General features: G+C 67.9%; 19 protein-coding genes and 4 tRNA genes. 10 read left to right on the forward strand and 13 right to left on the reverse strand.

Annotated elements, in window-relative coordinates; genetic code table 11:
* Positions 1-124 precede the first annotated feature (124 nt).
* The 4 genes from msrB to ACWF82_RS21090 form a co-directional block, all read right to left on the reverse strand.
* Positions 125-550: a peptide-methionine (R)-S-oxide reductase MsrB gene (gene msrB / locus ACWF82_RS21075; RefSeq protein ID WP_452503520.1), complete on the reverse strand. Its 426-nt coding sequence runs from the start codon at positions 548-550 to the stop codon at positions 125-127.
* Between the two features lie 55 nt (positions 551-605).
* A complete protein-coding gene (locus tag ACWF82_RS21080; protein ID WP_452503522.1) occupies positions 606-1940 on the reverse strand; it encodes a glycosyltransferase family 87 protein in 1335 nt (444 codons plus the stop codon).
* A gap of 84 nt (positions 1941-2024) precedes the next feature.
* Positions 2025-3578 carry an alpha/beta fold hydrolase gene (locus ACWF82_RS21085; RefSeq protein ID WP_452503524.1) on the reverse strand — a complete coding sequence of 518 codons (1554 nt, stop codon included), beginning with the start codon at positions 3576-3578 and terminating at the stop codon, positions 2025-2027.
* Between the two features lie 32 nt (positions 3579-3610).
* Complete coding sequence (locus tag ACWF82_RS21090; RefSeq protein WP_452503526.1) at positions 3611-4372, reverse strand: pyrimidine reductase family protein; 762 nt, start codon at positions 4370-4372, stop codon at positions 3611-3613.
* A 35-nt stretch (positions 4373-4407) separates the two neighbouring features.
* Between ACWF82_RS21090 and zapE the strand changes: the two genes are divergently transcribed.
* Both zapE and ACWF82_RS21100 read left to right on the forward strand, forming a co-directional pair.
* Positions 4408-5427 (forward strand): cell division protein ZapE, encoded by a 1020-nt coding sequence (gene zapE / locus ACWF82_RS21095; RefSeq protein ID WP_452503527.1) that lies wholly within the window; start codon positions 4408-4410, stop codon positions 5425-5427.
* A gap of 56 nt (positions 5428-5483) precedes the next feature.
* Positions 5484-6281, forward strand: a complete 798-nt coding sequence (locus ACWF82_RS21100) for a tyrosine-protein phosphatase (protein ID WP_452503529.1) — start codon at positions 5484-5486, stop codon at positions 6279-6281.
* Here ACWF82_RS21100 and ACWF82_RS21105 read toward each other — a convergent pair.
* On the reverse strand, positions 6274-6819 hold the full coding sequence (locus tag ACWF82_RS21105) for a GNAT family N-acetyltransferase (protein WP_452503531.1): 546 nt from the start codon (positions 6817-6819) through the stop codon (positions 6274-6276). The genes ACWF82_RS21100 and ACWF82_RS21105 overlap by 8 nt on opposite strands.
* Positions 6820-6890: 71 nt before the next feature.
* Here ACWF82_RS21105 and ACWF82_RS21110 point away from each other — a divergent pair, with 71 nt between their 5' ends.
* Together ACWF82_RS21110 and ACWF82_RS21115 are read left to right on the forward strand one after the other, a co-directional pair.
* Positions 6891-8393, forward strand: a complete 1503-nt coding sequence (locus tag ACWF82_RS21110) for a flavin-containing monooxygenase (RefSeq protein WP_452503533.1) — start codon at positions 6891-6893, stop codon at positions 8391-8393.
* 66 nt (positions 8394-8459) lie between these two features.
* Entirely contained in the window at positions 8460-9392 is a 933-nt protein-coding gene (locus ACWF82_RS21115) for a LysR family transcriptional regulator (protein ID WP_452503535.1), read from the forward strand.
* Here the strand turns inward: ACWF82_RS21115 and ACWF82_RS21120 are convergent.
* Positions 9389-12265 (reverse strand): hypothetical protein, encoded by a 2877-nt coding sequence (locus ACWF82_RS21120; RefSeq protein ID WP_452503537.1) that lies wholly within the window; start codon positions 12263-12265, stop codon positions 9389-9391. The two genes, ACWF82_RS21115 and ACWF82_RS21120, sit on opposite strands and share 4 nt — an antisense overlap.
* Before the next feature lie 384 nt (positions 12266-12649).
* On the opposite strand from ACWF82_RS21120, the gene ACWF82_RS21125 reads away from it, so the two are divergent.
* A complete protein-coding gene (locus ACWF82_RS21125; RefSeq protein ID WP_452503539.1) occupies positions 12650-13603 on the forward strand; it encodes a hypothetical protein in 954 nt (317 codons plus the stop codon).
* Here ACWF82_RS21125 and ACWF82_RS21130 read toward each other — a convergent pair.
* The 5 genes from ACWF82_RS21130 to ACWF82_RS21150 form a co-directional block, all read right to left on the reverse strand.
* Positions 13569-14759, reverse strand: a complete 1191-nt coding sequence (locus ACWF82_RS21130) for a hypothetical protein (protein WP_452503541.1) — start codon at positions 14757-14759, stop codon at positions 13569-13571. The genes ACWF82_RS21125 and ACWF82_RS21130 overlap by 35 nt on opposite strands.
* 66 nt (positions 14760-14825) lie before the next feature.
* Positions 14826-15899 carry a phospho-N-acetylmuramoyl-pentapeptide-transferase gene (mraY, locus tag ACWF82_RS21135; RefSeq protein ID WP_452503543.1) on the reverse strand — a complete coding sequence of 358 codons (1074 nt, stop codon included), beginning with the start codon at positions 15897-15899 and terminating at the stop codon, positions 14826-14828.
* A gap of 175 nt (positions 15900-16074) precedes the next feature.
* A tRNA-Val gene (locus tag ACWF82_RS21140) sits at positions 16075-16149 on the reverse strand.
* Position 16150: 1 nt separating this feature from the next.
* Positions 16151-16221, reverse strand: a tRNA-Cys gene (locus ACWF82_RS21145).
* Between the two features lie 46 nt (positions 16222-16267).
* Positions 16268-16339 (reverse strand) — tRNA-Gly (locus ACWF82_RS21150).
* Positions 16340-16777: 438 nt separating this feature from the next.
* On the opposite strand from ACWF82_RS21150, the gene ACWF82_RS21155 reads away from it, so the two are divergent.
* Positions 16778-16849, forward strand: a tRNA-Val gene (locus ACWF82_RS21155).
* A 193-nt stretch (positions 16850-17042) separates the two neighbouring features.
* On the opposite strand, the gene ACWF82_RS21160 is transcribed toward ACWF82_RS21155, so the two are convergent.
* The gene (locus ACWF82_RS21160) at positions 17043-18266 is read right to left on the reverse strand and encodes a serine hydrolase domain-containing protein (protein ID WP_452503545.1); all 1224 of its coding nucleotides are present in this window, start codon (positions 18264-18266) and stop codon (positions 17043-17045) included.
* Between the two features lie 761 nt (positions 18267-19027).
* The gene (locus ACWF82_RS21165; RefSeq protein WP_452503547.1) at positions 19028-20563 is read right to left on the reverse strand and encodes a flavin-containing monooxygenase; all 1536 of its coding nucleotides are present in this window, start codon (positions 20561-20563) and stop codon (positions 19028-19030) included.
* 71 nt (positions 20564-20634) lie between these two features.
* Between ACWF82_RS21165 and ACWF82_RS21170 the strand changes: the two genes are divergently transcribed.
* The 4 genes from ACWF82_RS21170 to ACWF82_RS21185 all read left to right on the forward strand — a co-directional run bounded on the left by ACWF82_RS21170 (position 20635) and on the right by ACWF82_RS21185 (position 25315).
* The gene (locus ACWF82_RS21170) at positions 20635-21654 is read left to right on the forward strand and encodes an AraC family transcriptional regulator (RefSeq protein ID WP_452503549.1); all 1020 of its coding nucleotides are present in this window, start codon (positions 20635-20637) and stop codon (positions 21652-21654) included.
* Between the two features lie 149 nt (positions 21655-21803).
* Positions 21804-22667 carry an SDR family NAD(P)-dependent oxidoreductase gene (locus ACWF82_RS21175; protein WP_452503551.1) on the forward strand — a complete coding sequence of 288 codons (864 nt, stop codon included), beginning with the start codon at positions 21804-21806 and terminating at the stop codon, positions 22665-22667.
* Positions 22668-22719: 52 nt separating this feature from the next.
* Positions 22720-23829 carry an alcohol dehydrogenase catalytic domain-containing protein gene (locus tag ACWF82_RS21180; RefSeq protein WP_452503553.1) on the forward strand — a complete coding sequence of 370 codons (1110 nt, stop codon included), beginning with the start codon at positions 22720-22722 and terminating at the stop codon, positions 23827-23829.
* A gap of 10 nt (positions 23830-23839) precedes the next feature.
* On the forward strand, positions 23840-25315 hold the full coding sequence (locus ACWF82_RS21185; RefSeq protein ID WP_452503555.1) for an NAD-dependent succinate-semialdehyde dehydrogenase: 1476 nt from the start codon (positions 23840-23842) through the stop codon (positions 25313-25315).
* Positions 25316-25375 lie beyond the last annotated feature (60 nt).

Below are 25375 nucleotides of genomic sequence, written 5' to 3' on the forward strand. Positions count from 1 at the left end.
GTCAGGCACCGTTGCTTGCTCCTACGTCGCGTACGCAACGGCACCTGACCGGCGGGACGGCCGCGAACCGCCGCTGACGCGGCGGCCCCTCCTCGAGGTCGGGGCGTGCGGGGCCGGGAAGGTGCTAGGCGGATTCCTGTGGCCGCAGGCGCAACGCGATCGAGTTGATGCAGTAGCGCTGGTCGGTGGGGGTGGCATACCCCTCGCCCTCGAAGACGTGGCCGAGATGGCTGTGGCAGTTGGCGCACAGCACCTCCACCCGGCGCATGCCGAGGCTGTCGTCGGCGCGCAGGATCACCGCGTCGGAATCGGCGGGGTCGAAGAACGACGGCCAGCCGCAGTGCGAGTCGAATTTCTCTGTGCTGCGGAACAATTCGGCATCGCAGGCGCGACAGGTGTAGACGCCTTCGGTTTTGGTGTCGGTGTATTCGCCGACGAACGGGCGCTCGGTGGCGGCCTCACGAAGGACGGAGTATTCCTGCGGATCCAGTTTCGCCCGCCACTGCTGCGGCGTCAGCTGGATGCGCGGCGTGGGCAACGATGAACTCATCACTCCACGCTAATGGTTTCGGCCGGTGCGCGCCGCGAGCGTCACCGGCCGATCCCTACTTCAGCGCGGGCTCCCGGTTGTCGGCGGGTTCTTCCGGCGCGACCGGATCGTCGCGATCCGGCGCGGGGGAGACCGCCGCCTGCTGCTCGTCCTCGGTGCCGTCGCGGGAGTCGGGCGCGCTCGCCATCCACGCCGGGTCGATCCCGAACTTCAGCCTGCCCTCGCGCCGGGCGGCCAGGTAGCGGTCGCCGAGCACACAGAACACGACGAGGAGCAGCAGCCCCCAGCCGAAGGTCACCCGCAGGTACTCGAGGGTGCGTCCGGTGGCCTGCCAGCGATCCGACAGCCACTTGTCGTAGGTCATGAACCCGAAGATCGCCAGCCAGGCGGGCCAGTTGCGCAGCACCGAATTACGCAGCACCACCGACATCAGGAACGGGAACAGCATCATCGAGTAGTACATCTGGCCCAGCGAGAGCAGCAGGAACGACGCGGTGAGCAGCACACCGGAGAAGGTGGTGACGAAGAAGAGCTCGTCGTGACGGTAGTAGCGCCACAGCAGCCACAGCGTCACCGCGACGACACCGATCATCAGACCCTGGATCAGCAGGATCATCCAGTGCGGCAGCCCGAAGTAGAGCCCGTTGCCACCGACCGAACTGTTGAAGTAGTCGCGCGTCTCAGCCAGATACGGCACGACACGGGTGAAGAATTTCTCGGGGTCCGCCGACAGCGGCCAGGCGATCGCGGTGAGCGTCAACGGCACACCGAGCGCGGTGATGAAGACCTTCCACTGGCCGCGAACGGCCGCGACGAGCAGCAACGGCGCCAGCGTCGGTTTCACCGAGATACTCAAACCGAGTGCGACACCGGCCCACAGGTCTCGACGCGCCAACAGCAGGTGGATGAACACCAGCTCGGCAAGCAGCAGACAGCCGTTGACGTTGGTGAAGACCAGCGTGTTGGTCACCGTCTCGGAGGCGAACATCGCCAGCAGCAGCGCGGGCGCGGCGATGGAGCCGAGACCGAACTTGAACAGGCGGAGCAGCAGGTACCAGGCGAGCAGGATCGCGACGGCGTTGAGCCCGATGAACAGCCAGCGCGACAGTTCGTATTCGATGATCGCCACCGGCGCGATCAGCAGTGTTCCGCTCGGGTAGTAGAGGTAGTGCGGATCGACCGACGAGAAGTCGGCGGTGTACAACGGCCTGCCGTTGAGGAATTCGAACGAGGCGTTGTAGACCGGACGGTAATCGTCGGTGACGAATCCGTTGATCGCCTTGATGAAGACACGATTCAGCACGGTCATGACCGCGAACGGCCACAGAGCGAACTTGATCACATCCGCGGTCGTGCGCGCGGTACGGGGCTCGAGCTGTCGGAACAACACTGGGGCACGGTACACCGGATCCGGTAGCGATGGTGTCGCCGGACCCGTCGGACGCGCCGCGACCACCTGGTCGTCCGACCGGGATCAGGCGGGGCAGGCGCCGCCGTCGGCGGGCAATTTCGCCTCGGCGAGGTAGTCGGCGACGGCTTTCTGCGCGCACCCGGAGTGGGCGACGACCGGATGCCCCCAGCCCTGCCAGGTCATCGTGGCGTGCCGGGCGCCCGCCGCGCCGAGCGCACCGGTCACCGAGGCAGCGGCACCGCCCACGATCGGGTCGGCGGCGCCGGCGAACACCAGCACCGGCAGCTCGAGCTCGGTCGGCAGTGGTGGGGCGGTGGAGACCGGCCAGGCGGAGCACACCATCAGGTCGATCGCGGCGGTCCGCCCGAAAACCGGATATTTGCTCGCCCAGGTTCCGGTGAGCTCGCGCGCCTTGTCCGGCGTCGGTGGCTGCTGGCTGTCGGTGCAGCGGTTGACGAACTCGCCGTCGGAGTTGATCGCGGCGGTTTCGCGGGTGACCAGCGTGGCCAGCGGTGCGCGATCACCGCGGTCGGCGGCGGCGAGGATGTCGGCCAGCGCGGTCACCCGGCTCGCCTGGTCACCGCGCGGGCTGGACAGGAAGCCGGTGAGCGCGGTGGCGAGGTCGGCGGCCGAGATGTCGCCGAGCGCGCCGGTGGTGGCCTTGTTCATCAGCGCGATGACCGCCGCGCGCGGGTCGGGGCCGAGCGCGCAGTTGGCGGCCTTGCAGCGCTGGGCGAAGGCGGTCAGGGCGGCCTCGGCGCCGGTGACGGCGGCTTCGGCCATCGTGGTCGCGTCCGCGCCGACCGGCTCGGGGGCGTCGAGCACGAGCCGGGCCAGGTGGTCGCCGTAGCGGCGGGCATAACTGAGCGCGACCTTGGCGCCGTTGCCGGTGCCGATCAGGTTGATCTTCTCGACCTGCCACTGCTTGCGCAGCTGCTCGATGTCGTCGGCGGCGTGCGGGGCGTCGAAGGTGCCCTCGTAGGGCTGCAGGAAGTCACGGCAGGCGATGGTCGCGTCCTGGCTGTAGCCGGCGACCGCGCCGACCTGATCGTCGCTGCCGACCCCGAACTGGCCGAGATCGGCCATCACCGCGCGCAGCTGGGCGGGAATGCAGTCGATGGGCTGGGAGGCGCCGATCCCGCGCCGGTCGACGGCGACGATCGGCTGTGCGGCCAGCAACGCGCTGTTGGGGCCGACGGCCAGACCCGCCAGCGTCGAGGCCGACGAGCGGTCGGCGCCGGAGGTGAGCACCAGCGGCGCCGCGTCGGCGGGGGTCTGCGGCAGCCGGGCCCGCAGGGCGCCCGCCCGGAACGTGCCGAGCACGGTGCCCGCGGTGTCGATCGGGGTCGCGAAGTCGGCGCACTCCAGGACCAGGCCTGCCGGAGCCGCGCCGAAATCGAGCGAACCCAGGGTCGACGCGGTGCAGTCCTTCCAGGCCAGGTCGGTTTTCGGGACCTCGGCCTTGGCGAGATCCGGCACAGCGGGTTCCTCGGTCTGCCCGCCGCCAGCCCCGGGGCGCTCGACGGCGACGACGGGCCGATCCGACGGTCCGGCTCCGCAGCCCGCGAGCATGATCGACAGTGTCGCGGCCGTCGCCGCGGCCCGAGTCCAGCGCATGGGCTACACACTGCCAGGTTCGGCGCCAGGTTTCATCGACGGGCCCACCGGGCCAGCACGGTGCCGTCCTCGGCGAGCACCAGCTGTTTGCGGCTCATCGGGGTGTCGAAAGTGGTCGCCGACAGCGAGATTCGCCCGCCGGCCCCGCCGACCAGCATCGGCGCGGTGCTCAGGCACAACTCGTCGACCAGATCCGCCTCGGCCAGCTGCCCGAACAGATGCGGCCCGCCTTCGCACAGCACCCGGTGCAGGCCGCGCTCGGCGAACACCCGCACCAGCGCGGACGGCATGATCGCGGCCTCACCGGCGATGACCACCTGCGCGCCCGCCTGCTCGAGCGCGGCGACCTGGTCGGCGCCGGCGCTGGCGGTGGTGATGACCAACGGCGCGACCTCGGCGTCGGTGAAGAACTTCGACGCCGGATCCAGCCGCGCGCTCGCGGTGACCACCGCGATCGGCGGCGGCGTTCCGTCGGCCGATCCGCCGATGCCGTGCCGGAAGTGCGCGCGGCGCCGATCCGGATCCGGGTGCGCGCCGCCGTAGTTCTCCGCGCGCACCGTGCCCGCCCCGATGACGATCACCTCCGCCAGCTCACGCAGCAGCGTGAATACCCGGTGGTCGGCATCGGTGCCGAGCCCGGCGGACACGCCGTCCACGGTGAACGCGCCGTCGATACTGTTGACGAAGTTGGCCCGCACCCAGGGACGCTCCAGGTGCCGGGGATAGGCATAGCACCTGGCCAGTGCGTCGTCGTCGAGGTCTGCGAGCTGGGTCACATTGTGGATACGCTGCATAGGAACCGATGCAACCACGTCCGTACGATTTGTCCATGCAAGAACGCCTCGTCGATCGCCATCCGGAGGTCCCGGCCGACCAGCTCGTCGCGCAGATGGTGCCCCCGCCCATGTTCGACGAGGTCAGCTTCGCCTCCTACATTCCCGACCCCAAGGAACCGAGCCAGGCGGCCGCGGTCCGCAAGGCCGAGGAATTCGCCGGTCAGGTCGCCAAGATCCACAAGGCCGGCTCCAAGAAGAGCCTCTTCGGCAAGAAGAAGGCCGTCACCGGCGCGGGCCTGTACCTCGACGGTGGCTTCGGCGTCGGCAAGACCCACCTGCTCGCCTCGACCTTCCACAGCGCGCCCGCGCCGAAGTCGTTCGGCACCTTCGGTGAGCTGACCAACCTGGTCGGCGCGCTGGGCTTCGTCAACGCCGTCGAGCGTCTCTCCGGCAACAGCCTGCTGTGCATCGACGAGTTCGAGCTCGACGATCCGGGCGACACCACCATGGTCTCGCGCCTGCTCACCGAGCTCTCCGCCGCAGGCGTCTCCATCGCGGCCACCTCGAACACCCTGCCCAGCCAGCTCGGCGAGGGTCGTTTCGCCGCCCAGGATTTCCTGCGCGAGATCAAGAAGCTCGGCTCCATCTTCGAGCCGGTGCGCGTCGACGGCCCCGACTACCGCCACCGCGACCTGCCGCCCGCCCCCGAGCCGACCTCGCCCGACATCCTGGCCGAACGGGCCGCCACCACACCGGGTTCCACCCTCGACGACTACGACGCGCTGCTGAAGCACCTGAGCACGCTGCACCCGTCGAAGTACGGCGCGCTCATCAACGGGGTGTCCTCGGTGTTCATCTCCGGCGTGCACCCGGTCACCGATCAGGCCGTCGCCCTGCGCATCGTCGTGCTGGCCGACCGCCTCTACGACGCCAGCATCCCGGTGACCGTCTCGGGTGCCAAGCTCGACGAGATCTTCTCCCAGGAGATGCTCGACGGCGGCTACCGCAAGAAGTACCTGCGCGCGATCTCGCGTCTGCTGGCGCTCTCGCGCTTCGAGGCCGCCGCCGCGTAGGACGCGGGCGCCGGGTACGTTCTGCCGTGACCCGGCGTCGTCGAAGGAGTTTCACCGTGACCCGTAGTCGTGCCGCGCGCGCGAGCCTGGCCGCCGCGACCGGAGTGGCGGTGCTGCTCGGTCCGGTCGTCGGCCAGGCCGCCGCCGCGCCGGCGCCCAGCAGTGACACCGGGACCGTCGATCGGCTGATCGGCCTGTCCGGTGTGCAGAACGCCAGGGACGCAGGCGGTTACCGCACCACCGACGGACACCGGGTCCGCACGGGGCTGGTGTTCCGCTCCGGCGCGCTGGACAAGGCGACCCCCGATGACCTGGCCAGGCTGAGCGCACTCGGCGTGCGCGTCGTCGACGACCTGCGGACCGGCTACGAACGCGACCTCGCCGCCGACCGGCTCCCCGCCGGCGCGACCGGCAACGCCTACGACGTGATCGGCCAGGCGCCGCCACTGGTCCTGGCCGGTGCCCTGTTCGGCGGCGAGGGCATGTACCGCGCGTTCATCGCCCCCGGCGCGAACGCGGCGTTCGCCGCGGTGCTGCGCGACATCATCGCCGCCGACGGCGCCGGCGTGCTCTATCACTGCAGCGCGGGCAAGGACCGCACCGGCTGGACCTCGGCGGTCCTGCTGACGCTGCTCGGCGTCGACCGGGACACCGTCACCGCCGACTACCTGGCCTCCAACGCCTACCGCGACGCCGCGCCTGCCGACCCGCTCAACGGCGTGCAGCAGAGCTGGCTCGACGCCGCCTTCGACCAGGCGACCCAGTCCTACGGCAGCTTCGACGGCTACGTCCGCGACGGCCTCGGCCTGACCGGCACCGAGGTCGCCGCGCTGCGGTCCGCACTGCTCAGCTGAGCAGCTTCCGCTCGAACACATAGTCGGCGTGCACCTGATTGCCGACGGTATTGGTCTTGGTGCCCACCCGCACGAATCCGTGCTTGGCGTAGAAGTTCTGCGCGCGCTCGTTGACCTGGTTGACGCCCAGCCACACCGCGCCCGCGCCCGACTCGCGTGCCGTGGCGACCGCGGCCTCCATCAGCGCACCGGACACGCCGCTGCCGTGATGACCCGGCAGCACATACATCTTGCTCAGCTCGACCACCGCACCTGCGCTGACCTGGGCCGCGACCTCGGGATCGCTCGGCCTGCCCGCGACGAGCATGGCGTAGCCGACGATCTCGTCGCCCTCGACCGCCTTGAGCACGATCCGGTCCGGGTCCGACAGGTATTCGCCGAACCGTTCGCCCGAGAGCATCTGGTCCAGGAAGATCTCGATGTCGCCCGGGGTGGCCTCAGGGGGACAGGCCAGCGGAAAGGTGGCCGCGGCGACATCGCTGAGCTCCTCGGCATCCCAGAGCCCGGCCCGATCGACGACGACGGAACTGTTGGTCATCTTTCCAGTACAGCACGGGTCGGCCCGGCGGCGGTGGCAGGTTTACCGCGGTGCCGAGTACTCTCCTCGCCATGACGAGCGGTAGCCGCATCGGGATCGTCGGTGCGGGAGTTGCGGGTTTGGCCTGCGCGAAAGTGTTGAGTCGGGCGGGATTCCCGGTCGAGGTGTTCGACCGGGCCCCTGATGTCGGAGGTGTGTGGAGCGCCACCCGTCGCTATCCGGGTCTGCGCGCGCAGAACAGCAAATTCACGTACCACTTCAGCGATCACCCGATGCCGGACGACTTTCCCCGCTGGCCCGACGGTCAGCAGATCCAGGCCTACCTCGCCGGGTACGTGCACGAGTTCGGCCTGGCCGAGCACCTGCGCCTCGGCACCGAGGTGATCGCCGCCGACCCGGTTGACAGCGGCTGGCTGCTCGAGGTCCGCGACGGCAACGGCGTGCGGCGCACCTCCTGCGATCACCTGATCGTCGCCAACGGCGTGTTCAGCGACCCGGTGATGCCGACGCTGTCCGGCGCGGCGGCCTTCCGCGCCGCGGGCGGACGGCTGTGCCACGTCTCGGAGTTCCACGACCTGGAACAGGTGCGTGACCGCTCCGTGGTCGTCATCGGCTACGGCAAGTCGGCCACCGATGTCGCCGAGGCGATCAGCCACTTCGCCGACGACACCAGCGTGGTCGCGCGCAGGCTCACCTGGAAGATGCCGCGCACGTTCGGCGCGGGCATCGACTACGAGCGCCTGCTGCTGACCCGGATGGGCGAGGCGCACTTCCGGTCGAGGGAACCGCGCCGGGCCGAACGTCTGCTCGACCGGCTCAGCCTGCGCGAGGCCGATATGGACCTGGTGCAGGAACGGGTGACCCGCAAGCTGCGGCTGCGTGAGCTCGGTCTGCTGCCGGAAGGAAAATTCGAGGACATCGCCACCAGCAGTGCGAGCCTGGCGACCGAGGGCTTCGCCGAACAGGTCGAGGCGGGCCGGATCACCGTGCACCGCGATACCGACGTCACCGATCTGATCGGCGGGCAGCACGGGCCGGCGGTGCGCCTGTCCGACGGCACCCTGAAACTGGCCGAGGTCGTCGTGTGCGCCACCGGATACCGCCAGGAGGTGCCGTTCCTGACCCCGTTCGTCCGGCGCGGCCTCACCGACGAGGTCGGCGACTTCCGGCTCTACCGCAACATCCTGCCGGTGGAGATCCCCAACCTGACCTTCGCTGGCTACAACAACTCGAACGTGAGCACCCTCAACGCGGAAGTCGGCGCGCACTGGATCGCCGGACTGCTCACCGGGAAGTTCGTGCCGCCCATGCCCGAGCAGATGAACTCCGAGATCGACGAGCGGCTGTCCTGGTCGCGGGAACGCACCGGGGGCAACCACGCCCACGGCGCGACGGTGATCCCGTTCTCGCTGAGCAATATCGACGAGATGCTCGATGATCTGCGCACGCCGCTGCCGTTGGCCAGCAGGCTGGCGCAGTGGGTGCGTCCCGTACGTCCCGCGTCCTACCGCCGGGTCCTGCGTGATCGCCCGCTGGCCGTCCCCGCGGCGCCGGCGCCGGTTGCCGAGGGGTAGCCGACACGCCGGAGCGGTGCCGTCGCGACACTTGGCGGCGATCATCGCGTTGGTGATAATCCTGGCGTGGATGCGCTGGATCTGAACCTGCTGCTCGCCCTCGACGCGCTGCTCGACACCAACAGCGTGACCGAGGCGGCCCGACGTCTCCACACGTCGACCTCGGCGATGAGCCGCACCCTCACCCGGTTGCGTGCCGTGCTGGGCGATCCGTTGCTCGTGCGCTCCGGCAGGCAGCTGGTGCCGACACCACGCGCACTGGAGTTGCGCCACGATGTCGCGGGCCTGGTCGATCAAGCGCGGTTGCTGCTGACCACCCGCGACGGCAACGGGGCAGGGCGGCATCGGGATTTCGTTGTCCGGGTGGCCGATTCGGTGGTCGCGCGGCTGACCGGTCCGCTGCTGGCCGCGGTCCGTGCCCAGCTACCCGGCGTGACGGTGCGGCTGCTGGCGGCCGACGCGGGCGATGCCGCGGTAGCGCTGCGGGACGGGCGCGTCGACGTCGAGGTCGGCATGATCGGCCAGACCGATCCCGAGACGGTCGTCAAGCGCCTGTTCGCCGACCGCTGGGTCGGCGTCGCCGCCGCGGGCCACCCGTTCGGCGCCGACCGGCCCACCGTCGCCGCCTACGCCTCCGCCCAGCACCTGGAAGTCTCGGCCACCGGCCGCACCCACAGCCCCATCGACGACCGGCTGGCGCTGCACGGGCGCACCCGGCGCGTGCTCGCCACGGTGCCCGACCTGGCCACCGCCCTGTTCACCGTCGGCTCGACCGAACTGGTCTGTCCCGTACCGGAACTCCTGTCCCGGCCCGCCCGCACCGCCCTCGGCCTGACGATGTTCGAAATCCCCCTCCCGCTGCCCGCCCCCGTCGTCGCGATGGCCTGGCATCCGCGCAACACCGCCGACGCGGGTCACCGTGCCCTGCGCGACCTCATCGGCGCCGTCCTGCACGACACACCGAAACCCGACCCGGTGCCCGTGGCGGCACCGGCCTAATCGGCCTCCGTCGTCGGCGGACCGAACACGTCCCGCCGCCCCGGCGGCAATCCGGCCGACCGCTTCAATTCGTCGAGCATGGCCTGCAACTTGTCGACATGCGCGCGCTCGATATCGAACGCACGGAAAGTCCCGGTCACCGTGATCCCCGCGGCATCGGTCGCGGTCGGCGGAGCCGGATCGGCGACCACTCGATCGAGCGGACTCGTCGCCGGCGCGACATCACCCGCGCTCGCCGGGAAACCGGACGGCGCACCGTGGTTCACCGTGGGATCGAAGGACGCGCGCCCGTTGGCGGAACCATTCGGGCTCGTCGGTTCGCCGAAGCCGGTGCGCGCACTGTGCGTGAGCTCGCCGTGGCCGTTGGTGGTAGCGCCGAGGTTGGGCGGTGTGCCGAAATCAGCGGGTGTGCTGGGAGCGGCCGCGGGGTCGAGGCCCGCGGGCCGCCGGTCGTCGGCGGTCGCGTCGAATCCGCCGTGGTTCGACGAGCGGCCGATATCGGCGAGTCCGCCGATATCGGTAGGTGTGCCGTAGGTGGGTGCGGGATCGAGGGCAGGTCCGCGGCCGTTGGTGGCAGCGGTGACACCGGCGGGCGTGCCGAGGTCGGGGAAGTTGCCGTGGGGGAGAGTGGAATCGGGGCCAGGGGTCGCGGCGTCGACACCGCTGGTGCCGGTCTCGGCGTGGCTCTTGGGCGCGGATAGGCGGGCCGGCGGGCCCGCGGGGGTGGGCGCTTCGTCGCCGGACGGGCCGGTGGTGAGGTGTTCGCGGGGAGTGAAGTCGTCGAAGATCGACTCGGTGCGGTGCGCGGCGTCACCACCGGTGAATCCGTTGCGGGCGTGCCCGTTCCGGCTCGGAGGCGGGAGTGTCGCGTCCTCGTCGGTGAATGTCCAGTGGATGCCGTTGGCGGTGGAACCCGAGGTGGGGGTCGGTGCCACGGTCGCCGGCGCACCGAATCCGTTGGCCGAGTAACCGTTCGTCGCGGGCTCGGTACGGCCGCCCGCGGTGAGACCGGCCGCCCGCGGGTCACTCACTGCCCGGGTGGTTTCGCCCCCGGTGGCGTCGATGCCGGTGCCGGACTGGGCATCCGACGACCCGGCCCGCGCTCCGGCATCCCCGACCGGTGCGGCCGTGGCCTCGGCGGGCCTGCCCACCGGCCGCGCCCGCTCGACGTCGGGGCGCTGTCCGACGCCGTCCCGTCTCTCCGGCACCGCATGCATGGCAGCGGTATTCGCCTGATCGGCGGTGATGCCGGACAGCGACACGTCACCACCGCGCACGACGTCACCGACCTCCGCGCTGCCAGGAAGCGAGGACGATCCGAGCGTCGCCGAATCGTCGGACCTCGTTCCCGAGGAGGTGCCGTCACGCCCGAGCGCCGAGATCGACCCGGCACGGTCTCCGGAGTCGGCATCGCGCCCCGCACCGGCCGTCCGGTCACCCCGGCCGGACCCAGTGCTCGACAACCGCTGCGTGACTTGCCATTCGAGAGCCTGGATCACACTGTCATCCGAGACCTCAACACCCTGACGTCCACCCACCGTCCCCGACTGCGCGGCAACCCTGCCGGGCACGGTGATCTCGGCATCGTCGAGTTCCCGTCCGCCATCCACCGGATTGCTCTCGGCCACTCCGATGCCGTTCCCCGATGTCGAATTCGCCGTGCTGTCCGCTGCGGTGGAAGTCTCAACGCCGTCGGCCTCCGCCACCGGTAGGCGGCCATGCTGCGCGGCCGAGAGCTGGTCGGCACCCGCCGACCTAGTGCCCATGGCCGCTGGCGCGCCGGTCGGCGCTGGAACGCCGACAGGCGATGACGCCGGGACGGGGGTGGCACTCGGCAAAGAGGCGCCGACCGGACCCGATCGGTGACCGAGGGACTGCCCGTTCCGGGTGTGCCCGGCTTCTGTGGAGTCAGCCCCGCCGACTACGACCGACTGTGTGCCGCCGTCCTGCGCCGACACCGCATCGCGGGCGGGGGAGGACACCGCATCGCCGATCTGGCTCGGCGCATGGTTCAGCGACTGCGCCTCGACCGCCTCAGCGCCGTCGATCGCCGAAACGCCATTCACCGCTCCTGCGCCGTTCGCAGCCTGCGTATTGCGCAGGGGCGCCGCACCGTTAGGCCACGGGGCGCCGTTGGACGCTACGCCGTTCAGTGCGGAGCGGTCCGCTGCCTGCGCGCCGTTCATGGCGGCGGCCGCGGAACGTGCTCCATTCAGCCGCTGCGCGCGATCGCCAGCCTGCGCGCCGTTCGTCCGCGCATCAGCTCTGTCGTCCGACACGGCGACCTGCGCGGCCACACGACCGGCACGCGACTCGACCTCCGGTGCCGTGAACGGCGATCGCGGAGCGCCCTCGGACCCCAGCAGTGCCGCGACCCCCGCGACCTCACCGGCCGGCTCGAACGCGGCCGAGGGCCGGGGAACCGGGGCGACGGAGATAGGCCAGGTCGGGTCGCCAAGGTGATCGGTGCGGGAGTGGCGGCGTTCCAGCGGGGGCCGAGGGGCGTCGACGGCGCGGTTCGGCTCGGCCACCCCCTCGTCCCGATCGGCGGCCGCGCGCTCGGCGGCTTCCGCGGCCTCACGGACTTCCCGGCGGCTGCGACCTGCCCGCGGCGGCGCCTGCTCGGTATCTCCGCCGTCGAGTGCGTCCAACCGGGAACTCAGGCGCGAAATGTCCTGTGACGCATGGAATGCCCAGGATTCGAGCCTGCGGATCCTGGTCTGGTCGGGGAGGTCCTCGTCGGCGGGGAAGGGCGGAACTTCCTGCTGCACCCGGGCGGCGACGATATCGAGCTTGTCACTGACCTCACGCAGCGCCGCGGCGATACTCGCCAGCATCGACCCGATGGATTCGTCGTGCTCAGCGTGGTTCATGCACACCCTACTTCCCGTGCTCGGCGAGCGTGCCCGCCCCGGCCGCAGCGATCATATCCACCGGTGGCCCCGATCGCGTCCCCGCGATGTCCCGGTGACCGGATCGGCGACGCGCCGAACCGATCGGTAATCGGGATGAAACGGACGGGCAACAGGCCCGGTTTTTGTATCGAAATGATCAAGATCTCAGCGACGTTCTGCGACGTTGGCACAATGAAATAGCTTGATATACAAGCAGAGTCGCTGGTGTGATCTCGATCACCAGCCGGTGACGCACCCGAGCGCGGGTCAAGGGGGCTGGCGGTGTGTCGGCGGCTGCGTCAACCTGGAGACCACGGCGTGGGCGCTGGTACACGTCAGGGTGCTCGGTGAGGAAGTGATGGTGTGAGGACGAAGCGGCGAAGTGACACGCAGGTGGTATGCGGACGACGGGCGCTGCTCGACGAACTCGGCATCTCCGAGGGCACCAGGCGCGCGGCACCCGAACGAACCGGGTACGGCTGTGGTTGCCCCGAATGTGTGGCGACGCAGTGGAATACCCAGCGACTCGAACACTGGATCTGCGGCAGGCTGACGGCGGCGGGCGCCGACGAGGCCGAGGTGGACGCCCGGGTCGGCGACATCCCCGTCGACATCTACTGGCGGCGCGGCGACCGCCGCTGCGTCGTCGAGGTGCACAGCGGTCCGCTCGACATCACCGCGGCCAAGGCGCACCGGAAACGACTGCAGGCCGCCGGAATCGATGACGTGCTGTGGGTGTGCCCGCAGGGCTACTGGGTGCCGCTGGTCCCCGCGGTCGGTATCGCCGACTTCGCGCCCGCGGCCGCCGACTACCGGATCGACCAGGGCATCCTCGCCGCGGGCGAGACGGGTTTCGCCGCGCCGACGCGGGCGAGCTGGGAATTGCGTGACTTCCTCGAGGGCTGGGTAACCGGCGAGATGCAGTGGGGTCACGCGGATCTGACGACAGGAGGGTGGGCCGAGGTGGGCACCTGGGAACGGCATACCGCGGCGCAGGCCGCCATGATCGAGCATCAGCGCAGGGAGCTGCGGGACCAGCGGGTGGAGCTGGCGGTGTCGCGCCAGACCGTGCGGGACAAGCAGAAGCTGGTCACCCGCCTGCACCACCGGATCGACCGGGCGGGCGTGAACGCCGACGCCGAGGCCATCACCATGGCCGGGGTGCGCAGCGAACTCCTCGCCCAGCAGCGGATCGCGATGGGCTTGCGCGCGACGATCGGGCGGATGGATCGCACGATCAATCAGTGGCAGTGGCTCACCTGCTGCGCGATGCTGCTGGTGATCACGGTGATGGCGGGCGCCCTGGTGACGCGCTGAGCCGCAGGGGCGTGCGGTCCCATTGCCAGTCGTTGCGCAGCACGAGCCCGGCCAGGTCGAGTAGTTCCAGGCCGGTCTCGGCGCGCACGGCTGCCAGCGCGCGCCGGTCGTAGGGACCTCGCGCCAGATCGGCGGCGATGCGCGCCTCGATCGCCGGGTCGGTCGCCCGCGCGCGCAGCCGGGCGGGGTCGAGGGCACTACCGGTCCAGGTCAGCCAGCCCCAGCCGTGCTCCTCGGCGTAGGCGCGACCCAGTTCGCTCTGGATTCGGGTGTGGTGGAAGGCGATCCGGCCCAGCGGGACGACGTCGACGAGCACGATCCGGCCGTCGGTGAGCTGGGCGGCGACCGCCGGATAGTGCACGTGGTCCTCGCCGCCGAAGCGGTAGGTGAGCGCGGCAGGCTCCTCTTGGAACGCGGTCACCAGCGGGTCGGCGTCGAGGGTCCGCAGCAGGCGCGCCGCCAGGGCGGAGTCGTAGGCGACGTCGCGTCCGACGGTGGCGAGGTAGAACCGGCCGCGTCCGTCGTCGTCACCGTCGGCGACGCGGGCCGACGCGGCCGGCAGGGGAGCCGCGGCGCCGGCCGACCACTCGACGTCGTCGAGCAGCGGCCCCAGCTCGCCTGCCTCGTCGAGTGGCTGCAGTTTGGCCAGGATGCTGGCGGTCTTCTTCTGCCAGCCCAGGATTCGCTGCATCACATACCCGGCGACGCGCTTGGCATCGGCCTGATCGTGCCCAGCCAGGCGCAGCTTCAGGTACGACCATTCCATCGCCACCAGATCGGTGTCGGTGGCATAGGTCTCGGCCAGCAGTTCCCGCACCAGGCGCAGATCACCCGCGTCGCGCGGGTACCTGTGGCCGAACACCTCGGCGCAGCGGTGCCCGGAGCGGGCCGCTTCCCGCACGATCTGCCCGATCGCCTTGGCGTAGAGCTGCCGGACCCGATCGCGGGCCAGGTCGTAGCGGGCGCCGATGCGGGTGAGGGTTTCCGGTCGCTGCCCGCCGATGCCGAGGCGCAGGGCGACGATCCGCGCGTCCCTGGCGGCGCGTTCGGCGTGCTCGGTGAGCAGTTCGGCGACCAGTTCGTCGAGTTCCTCGAGCTCGAAGGAGACATCGGCGGCGATGTCGTGATCGAGTTCCCGCCCGCTCCCGGCACTCAACTGGGCAACCTCCCGCTCGGCTCGCTGTGTCGGGTCAGCGTAGCGGGGCCCACCGACAGTCCCGGGCTAGAGCGCGGTGATGTATTCGCCGTAGAACAGGCACAGCCCGATCGCCGACGCGATACCGCCCAGCACCCAGAACCGGATGATCACCGCCGTCTCGGGCCAGTTGTTCAGTTCGAAGTGATGATGGAACGGCGCCATCCGGAACAGTCGCGTGTGGGTGGTGCGGAAGACGACGATCTGCAGCAGCACCGACATGATCTCGGCGACGAACAGCGCGCCGAGCACCACCGCGAGCAGTTCCGTGCGGCTGGTGATCGACAGCCCAGCCAGCAGACCACCCAGCCCGAGCGACCCGGTGTCGCCCATGAAGATCTTCGCCGGCGCCGCGTTCCACCACAGGAACCCGATGCAGGCGCCGGCCGCCGCGGCGCTGACCACCGCCAGGTCGAGGGGGTCGCGCACGGTGTAGCAGCCCCGGCCGGGACTGAGCTCGCACGAGTTCTCGAACTGCCACAGCGTGATCACCACGTACGCGCCGAGGGTCAGGCTCATCGATCCCGCGGCCAGCCCGTCGAGCCCGTCGGTGATGTTGACCGCGTTCGACCAGGCCACCACCAGCAGGCAGATGAACGCGATGAAGATCAGCGAGCCGAAGGCGATCGTGTTGATGTCGCGGACATAGGAGAGGTTGTTCCCGGCCGGTGTCAGCCCGGTGGCGCCGGGGAACCGCAGGGCCAGCACCGCGAACACCACCGCGGCGCCGATCTGCCCGAGATACTTCCCCGCCGCGGTCAACCCGAGATTGCGGTGTTTACGCAGCTTGATCGAGTCGTCGAGGAATCCGACCATGCCCAGCGCCGAAGCCAGCAGCAGCACCAGCACGCCGGACGCGCTGGGCCCCGGTGCGTCCCACAGCAATCCGATCAGATGCGAGCCGAGGAACCCGGCCCACACCCCAGCCCCGATCGCCAGCCCACCCATCGTCGGTGTGCCGCGTTTGGTCTGATGACTGGCAGGCCCGTCGATCCGGATCTCCTGCCCGAATCCGCGCCGCGCGAAAACCCGGATCAGCACCGGGGTGAGGGTGATGGTGACGAACAGGGAGATCCCCGCGGACAACAGGATCTGCCTCAACTGCTCACCCTCCAAACCGCCGGTCCGCGCCACCATTGCCGGCCCGGCGACGCCGAGTGCCGATCCTAGGGGAGCGCCGACGGAATCCGGGCCGTGAGTGACCTGGGTTACATCACCGACCGGCGCGTGCGGCAGGAAACGCAAGAAGGCCCCGGTCGAAACCGGGGCCTTCTTGTGGTGCGCGATACTGGGATTGAACCAGTGACCTCTTCCGTGTCAGGGAAGCGCTCTCCCGCTGAGCTAATCGCGCGAGGTGGAGACGGGAATCGAACCCGTGTGCACGGCTTTGCAGGCCGTTGCCTCACCACTCGGCCACTCCACCGCGCAAAGGAGGATGGCGTATTGCTTAGTGCCGAACCTACCTCTCGAGCGGATGACGGGATTTGAACCCGCGACCCTCACCTTGGCAAGGTGATGCGCTACCACTGCGCTACATCCGCATTCACACTTCCGGAGGCAGTCGGCCTGTCGGCTTGGCTGCTCTCTGTGGTGCGAGGAAAACATTAGCCGACGGTCGGCGCAGACTACAAATCGGCTGGTAGATAGGCCTAAATGTGAATTACAGACGTGTTGTTCGGGTGGTCGGCGGGGGAGTGTGGGCTCCAGAAGGGGCCTAGAGCCGCCCGCGCCGGCGACGGTGGACGGGCTTGTTCTGCAAGTGTGGTGCAGCCGCACAGGCATGAAACAACGTAGATATGCGCATTGAACGATGTATGCGCAAGTCGGCCCGGCTGGCCCGTGCGCGCACACGGCGGCCCACAGAACGGCCAGGGAACCCGAAGCCCCCATTCACAAGGCGATTTGGTGTCACCCCGGTCTACCGTGCTAATGTTCCATCTCGTTCGAGAGGCTCTCTCAAGCCCCTCGGCACAGTGTTCGGTCCCATAGCTCAGCGGGAGAGCGTCCGCCTCACACGCGGAAGGTCGCTGGTTCGAAACCAGCTGGGACCACACATAATGGCTGGTCAGACATGGTTTTTCATGTCGGCCAGCCATTTTTCGTGCAGAATGCGTGCAGAAACGTTGCCCCGTCAAACCAACGGTGCGCCTGGCAGCGTTGCCTCCATGATTGTGAAGTCGACGACCGGTCACGATCGCGCGCGTTCCAACGGATGGCCGGTATCTGCCGTGCTCGTGCGGCTACCTACTGTCCCTCGCGCTGAGGTGCTCCGGGCACTGGCAGGCAGAGGACTCCGCTAAGGCATGCTGGTTCGGGGCTGATGAACGGCGGGGCCAGTGGAGTGCCGCCACAGGAGACCAACGTGCATCCCGCTGGGGCGTATGGTCCCACGCCGAACGACGCCATCAGGACGTTGGGATCGAATACCCCGTGCGGGTCCAGATCAAGGTTCATACTCGGTCTGTAGGGCCCCGGATCGGCCAGGTCGACGTCGGTGACAGCACGCGCGAGGAGCCGGAGAAACTCACGGTAGAGCTCACTGTTGCTGTTGACGGAAAGCAGCGTGCTCGGGTCAGGTGAAACGTCGCCGAGAACACCGTTCCAGGTCACGAGCAAGTTCAGGCTCGGCACAACGAAATTGGTTTGGTGCAAGAATCCCACGGTTGCATAGGTATCCGGCGGCATCGGGTCGAACGCCGCAACCTCGACCGTCTTCTGCGAAGGCAAGGTGACGCCCGTGCAGGGAGTCTGATTGAGCCACACCAGGAAGCCATAGCAAGCGTTGGACTTGGACGGCTGCCGAAGCTGGTCGATGTAGGCAGTGTCGATCAGGCGCTTCCCGTTCCACTCCCCACTGTTGAGCAGAAGTAGCCCGATTCTGGAGAAGTCGTTCGGTGGAAGGAACAGATACGCGAACCCGTAGGTATTGCCTGCACGGTCGCGTTTCCAGTAGTAGTCGTTGACGTCTATCCCCAGCGGGTCGAACAGATGCTGCTGAGCGAACTCCTGAAGGTCTCGCCCAACCGCATGCTGCACCACGTAGGCGAGCAAGTCGGGACCGCGCTGGGAATACGCAAAGTGCGTGCCCGGAGGATGCTCCACCGGCAGAGCCAGGGCTTGCTGGGCAGTGTTGAGGTCGGGAACCAGTGCCGTGAGGGCCTCTGCCGCCAGTGACTGCCGCAAGCCTGATGACTGCGTCAGCAGGTCTCGTACGGTAATCGCGCGATGGGCGGCGTCCCCTTCGCCCTCGGGCAGATAGTCGCCGATCGGTGCGTCCAGGCGCAGCAGCCCTTGTGTGACAGCGACTCCGGCGACCAGCGCCGTCACCGCCTTTGTCGAGCTCCACAAATGCCATGCGACATTACCGGTTGTTGCGTTGAACGGACCGGTACCGACGAGACAGTTGTTGCGGAAGATCTGGATGTTGATCCGCATTCGCGACGACGCGAAGGCGATCGCCTCGTCCATTGCCTGCCGGTCGATATTCAGCTCTGCGGGGGCAGCGGACTGCGGCGCTGCGTCCCCCTCCGGAACTGTGCAAACCCGAGGTGCCGCGCTCGCGGCAGGAGCACTGATGAACACCCCAGCCCCGATGAGCAGCGCGAGAATGCTCGGCCAGCTGACCGCGATGTGTGCCAGCCTCGATCGACATCGTAAATCCATTTCGCACCACCTCGTTGTACTGCGACCATTTACGGAGCGATATAGGACTATCACGGTCGGTGTGGTCTGCGAGGTACTTCGCGAGGATGCCCGAAATGCGGAGAATTCCATGGTCAGGGCCCGTCGGCCTCTTGCCGGCCATGCCCAATCCGGCCGGTCGACAATGACCGCAAACGTGATTCCGCTACGTCGACGGTTCGGATATTCAGCTCGCCGAAGTCTCGAGCCACCACGCTGCCGATAGTCGGTGTGGTGAACGCTGGCCGGAGATGGCAGAGGGCGTTAGGTCGGGGTGGTGTGCCAACCGATCGCCGCATGAGTGGAACCGAGACAGTGCGACGGCGTTGCGTGAGAGCCACGCGAGGTCTGTCGCGGGCTTGTGCCGGCGGTAGGAGGCTATGTCGGCACGGTCGCGGCGACCGATCACCGCCGTGGACCTCACCCATGACCGATCGAGGTGAGGTCCACGGACTTGATGGCAGAGCGGCGGGTCGCTCCGGGCGAGCGCGTCACTGATCAGAGCCGACCGTGGATCTTCGCACTAGGCTATTTCAGGCCGATGCGAGTCAGGCGGTGGAGCTGACTCCGTCGGCCGCGGCGTACGTATCGCCCGCTGTGGTGACGGGTATCGCCTCGAGGGTGGCAGTGAGGTCGGTGCGCAACGTGGTCAGCGAGTCGAGGAGGTAGTTCTGTCGGACCTTCCACGGTCGTCGGTCGCCTTGACGGGGAAACTCGCCGATGGACCGCTGGACGTAGCCGGCGGCCAATTCGAGCAGGGGGCGTTCGTGCAGGGTGGGGTCTGCCTTGGGCGCGATCGCGGCCAGGTTGTTCCTGTCCATGTGGTTGAGGATTTTACAGACCAAACGTGAGGTGAGGTCGCCGCGCAGGGTCCATGATGCGTTGGTGTAGCCGATGCACATGGCGAAGTTGGGCACTGCGCTGATCATCGTGCCCTGCCAGACGAATTGCGATTGCAGGTCGACAGGGCGACCGTCGACATGGAGCTGAACACCTCCGAAGGCCTTGAGCTGCAGCCCTGTTGCTGTGATCACGATATCGGCTTCGAGCACGCGGCCGGATCGGAGGCGGATACCTTCGGGGAGGAAGGTCTCGATGTGATCGGTGACGACTTCGGCGGCTCCGCTCTTGATCGACTTGAACAGGTCGGCGCTGGGGACGGCGCACAGCCGTTGGTCCCACGGGGCGTAGCTGGGGGTGAAGTGCTGCTCGACCAGTTGTGCGTCGCCGAGGATGCGGGTGTTCATCTTGATGAGCAGTTCGCGCGCTGCGTCGGGCCGCCGGCGGCAGTACTGGTAGAAGGCTGTGCTGAAAAGGATGTTCTTCGTCCGGATGATGCGATGGGCGACAGTCGCGGGTAGGACGGCGCGCAACCGGTCAGCGATCTTGTCCCTGCTCGGGACGGCGCTGATCCAGGTCGGCGAGCGTTGCAGCATCGTCACGTGGCCGGCGTCCGGTGCCATCGAAGGCACCAGGGTCACCGCGGTTGCGCCGCTGCCGATCACCACGACGCGCTTTCCGGTGTAGTCGAGGTGATCGGGCCAGAACTGAGGGTGCACGACTGTGCCGGTGAAGGTCTCCTGGCCTGGGAAGTCGGGGGCGTGGCCACGGTCGTAGTCGTAGTAGCCTGCGCATGAGTAGAAGAAAGAGCAGGTCAGCGTGGAGGCGGTCGTAGTTCCGTCCTCGCTGCGCCGTTCGACAGTCAATGTCCATAGGGCATCGGCGGAGGAGAAGTTCGCTGCAACAACCTTGGTGTTGTAGCGGATGTTCCGGTCGATACCGAACTCGCTCGCCGTTTCCTGGATGTAGCGCAGGATGGAGGAGCCGTCGGCGATGGACTTGGCCTCGCGCCACGGCCGGAACGGATAGCCGAGGGTGAACATGTCCGAATCCGAGCGGATCCCGGGGTATCGGAACAGATCCCACGTGCCACCCAGCGAGTCGCGGGCCTCGAGGACGGCGTAGGACTTGGTCGGGCACTCGGTCTGCAGCCGGTAGGCCGCGCCGACACCGGACAAGCCTGCGCCGACGATCACGACATCGAGGTGCTCGCAGTCGGTGGCTGAGTGGAGGGCGTCTGTCATGGCAACCAGTATTTGCCGTCCCCGGTCGGCAGTTCTTGCTCTGAGGCGACAAAAATTTGATACTGGGCGACATGTCGATGATTCGTTCCGCGGCGTTGCGGGGTTTCCGCGCCACCGTCGCCGAGCTCGGCGGCAACGCCGATCAGCTGGCAGAGCGGGCGGGATTGCCGTTGGTCGCGCTCGACAGCGACGACATGCTCATTTCCGATCTGGTGGCCGCCCGGATCCTCGAACAAGCCGCCCGAGAACTCGACTGTCCCGATCTTGGCCTGCGAGTCGCCAGCCGTCAGGACTTGGGAATGCTGGGTCCGCTGTCGTTGGCGATCCGAAACGCGCCAACCGTGGCCGACGCGCTCGAGTGTGCTTCGCGGTATCTGTTTCTGCACGCGCAGGGAATGAGCATCGCGATGGAGGAAGACCCGGACGGGGCCCGTGGCGTCATCGCCCTGCGCTACGGGGTTTCCGCCGGTGGACGGGTCATCTCGGTCCAGGGCGTTGATCTCGGACTCGGCTTCCTCCACCGAACCATCGAGCTCCTGGTCGGTGGGCGGTACGGTTTGCGCTCAGTGGATCTGCCGTATCGACCGGTCGCCCCGATCGAATACTACGAACGGTTCTTCGGGGCGCCGGTGCGGGTTGCGCGTCCGACCGCGAACTTGCGTGTGCCGCGCAGCATCACAACCCTGCCCTTATCCGGGGCGGACGAGAGCTTGATGCGACTGGCGCTGACATTCCTGGCAGAACAGGCGCCTTCTCATCCTGCGCTCCCCACCAGGACTCAGGTGCATGCGGCCCTTGTGCAGTCGCTGGGTACTACGCCCGCGGAGATCGGTGTCGTCGCACGACTTCTCGCAGTTCACCCACGGACACTGCAACGCCGCCTCGCGGCCGAAGGTACGTCGTTCGCCGTCATTCTGGACGAGGTTCGTCGCAACCAGACTCACCGCTACCTCACCACCACGGACATGCCGATGAGTCAGATCGCGGCCTTGGTCGGGCTGAGTGAACAAGCGACTTTGACGCGATGCTGCCGACGCTGGTGGAACGCCACACCGCGCGCAATCCGCCGCGGCGCCGCTGCGACACCCTGACCGGCGATCCGAACGAGTCGAGGCTGATCCGCACACCACAGTAGTGTCGTGCAGGATCAAATAGTTGTCGTCTGACATCAAGTTCGCAGGGATGTTGCCCAACAGACTGGCGGTCGATCAAAAATCGCGCCACTGTTGAAGGAGATTCGATGTCACCGTCCTCGTACAAATTCATGGGGGCTACCGCGCTGGTGACCGGCGCCGCGAGCGGCATGGGCGAACAGATGGCATACGGTCTGGCATCGCGAGGCTGCAACATGGTGCTGGTCGACCGCGACGCCGAACGACTTGCCAATGTCGCCGAGACGGTGCGGCTGGGCCACCCGGACCGAGAGGTGGCAACCTACGTCATCGACCTGGCCGAGCTCGACAAGCTGGAGTCGACCGTCGAGGTGATCCTCACCAGGCACCCCCACATCACGCTGCTGATCAACAATGCCGGTGTCGCACTGGGCGGGAACTTCCGCGACCTCACCGCCGAGGAGTTCCAGTGGGTTCAAGACATCAACTTCCGCGCCCCGGTGGCATTGACCCGATTGCTACTCCCGACATTGCTCGCCTCACCGGGCAGCCACATCGTCAACGTCTCCAGCCTGTTCGGCCTCATCGCGCCACCCGGCCAATGCGCCTACGCCGCCAGCAAGTTCGCACTCCGTGGCTTCAGCGAAGCCCTGCGTCATGAACTGGCCGGTCACGGAATCACCGTCACGACAGTCCACCCCGGCGGGATCCGCACCAGGATCGCCGAGGGCGTCAGGATCGCCGACGCGGCCTCGGAAGAACAAGCGCGAGCAGGCAAAGCCGCATTCGCCAAACTACTCACCTACCCGGCGGACAAAGCCGCCGAGCAGATCCTCGACGGGGTCGCCCGCCGCAAGCCGCGCGTGTTGATCGCGGCGTCCGCCATGACAGCCGATATCGTCGCCCGCCTCTTCCCGACCTCGTACCTGTCGGTGTTGAAGCGACTGAGCCCCGGCAGTGGCCGCCAGCGGCGAGCGGCGGCGGCGCGATGAGTTTCCTCGCCGATCCTTGCGCTGGCAGTGATTCCACCGGGAGGGATGCGGAATGAAGATCCTGGGCGCGGTACTCGAACACATCGGACAGCCTCGACCCTACGCACGGTCGCGGCCGATCGTCATCGACGAGCTCGACCTCGACCCGCCCGGGCCAGGCGAGATCCTGGTGCGGATCGAAGCCGCCGGTATCTGTCACTCCGACCTGTCGGTCGTCGACGGAAATCGTCGCCGTCCTGTACCGATGCTGCTCGGGCACGAGGCTGCCGGCCGAGTCGAACTTCTCGGACCTGCTGTCGACGACATCGCCCTCGGCCAGCGCGTGGTCATGACCTTCCTCCCACGGTGCGGATGGTGTCCTGCCTGTAAGACCCGCGGACGACTGCCCTGCTCGCCGGGCAGCGCAGCCAACAACGAAGCCACTTTGCTCAGTGGCAGAGTGCGACTTCGGCGCGGCGGGAAGCCGGTCAACCATCACCTCGGCGTCTCGGGATTCGCCACTCACGCAGTCGTGGACCGGCGCTCGGTGGTTCCCGTCGACGACGACGTGCCGCCGGACATTGCTGCGGTACTGGGATGCGCGGTACTGACCGGCGGCGGTGCGGTCATCAACGCCGGCCGCCCACAGCAGGGCGACCCGGTCATGATCGTCGGGTTGGGCGGAGTGGGAATGGCGGCTTTGATGACCGCGGTCGCACTGGGCCTCGGTGAGGTCATCGGGGTGGATACGTTGCCCGACAAGCTCAACCATGCGCGAGCGGCCGGTGCTGCGGCCTGCACTCCGCAAGAGGTCATCGAATCAGGGATCACCGCGGCTGTGGTTGTGGAAGCAGCAGGCAACGCGAGGGCCTTCGAGACCGCGGTGGCAGCGACCGCGCCAGGTGGGACAACCGTAACCGTCGGCTTGCCGGGACCCGAGATCCGCGCCGCCATCTCACCGTTGGACTTGGTGTCAGGGGCGCGCTCGATCACCGGAAGCTATCTGGGCTCGGCCGTACCCGAACGCGACATTCCGATCTTCGCGCAGATGTGGCGCGATGGCGTGCTACCGGTCGAGCAGCTGATCACCTCGCGTATCCACCTGTCAGAGATCAATTCGGCCATGGACGAACTGGCCGACGGCAAAGCCGTCCGACAAATCATCATCTTCGATCAAGATTGAAGGCCATCAGGTGAGCACGAAACCATCCACCATCCGGGATATCGAGACTGTCGAAACACGGGTATACGAGGGCGGGAAGTGGCGGGATGCACAGGGCGCCAGAACATTTCAGGTGTTCGACCCCGCCACCGAGATCCCGCTGGCTTCGGTCGCCGACGCGACGCCCGACGATGCGCTCGCCGCATTGAACTCTGCGGTCGCCGCCCAACAAGACTGGGCCAGGACCGCGCCTCGAGCCCGGTCGGAGATCCTGCGAAGAACGTTCGATGCGGTGACCGCCCGTAGCGAGGAATTCGCTTCACTGATCACTCACGAGATGGGCAAGCCGCTGGCCGAGGCCCGCGCCGAGGTCGCCTACAGTGCCGAGTTCCTGCGCTGGTTCGCCGAGGAAGCGGTGCGGTCGACGGGCCGATTCGGCACCGCGCCCGATGGCAGGACACGACTGCTCGTCGGCAAATATCCAGTCGGGCCGACGCTGCTGATCACCCCGTGGAACTTTCCTCTCGCGATGGCCGCACGAAAGATCGCGCCTGCCATTGCCGCCGGGTGCACCATGGTCCTCAAACCCGCCGCGCTCACACCGCTGACCTCGCTCCTGCTGACCAGAGTCCTCGCCGATGCGGGTCTGCCGCCGGGGGTCCTCAACGTGATTCCGACATCATCAGCGGCCCAGACCGTGTCGGCGATCATCACCGATCCGCGACTGCGGAAGGTGTCGTTCACCGGTTCCACCGAGGTCGGCCGTTGTCTGCTCAGCCAGTCGGCGACGCACGTATTGCGGACCTCGATGGAGCTCGGCGGCAATGCGCCGTTCCTCGTATTCGACGATGCCGACATCGATGCCGCTGTCGACGGTGCGATCGTCGCGAAACTGCGCAACATGGGCCAGGCATGCACCGCGGCCAACCGCTTCCTGGTACACGAATCAGTGGTCGAGGAGTTCACCGACAAACTCACCGACCGGATGGCCGCACTCGTCGTCGGGCCCGGCATCGATCCCGACACACATATAGGTCCGCTGATCGATGAGGGTTCCCGCCGCAAGGTTCACGACCTGGTACTCGACGCAGTCGAACACGGCGCGGTCGTACGCACTGGTGGTGCGCCGCTACCAGGTCCCGGCCACTTCTATCCGCCCACGGTGCTGGCAGATGTGGACCCTGGCTCCTGTCTACTGCGCGAGGAAATCTTCGGCCCCGTTGCACCGATCATCCGGTTCGAAACCGAGCCGGAGGCAATAGCAATGGCGAACAGCACCGACTACGGGCTGGCCGCCTACGCCTACACCCGAGACACTGCCCGCGGACTTCGACTGATGGAACAGCTCGAGACCGGCATGTTGGGCCTCAACGTCGGCGTGGTGTCCAACCCCGCGGCGCCGTTTGGTGGCGTCAAGCAATCGGGCTTGGGACGCGAAGGAGGACTCGAAGGCATCGAGGAGTATCTGGAAATCAGATACACCGCAGTCAGCGACCCCTACGCGTGAGGGATAGCTGTGGCCGCGTGGGTCTTCCACGCGGCCACAGCGGTGTGACTCGGCATCTCG

This window comes from Nocardia sp. NPDC055053, from assembly GCF_053608285.1.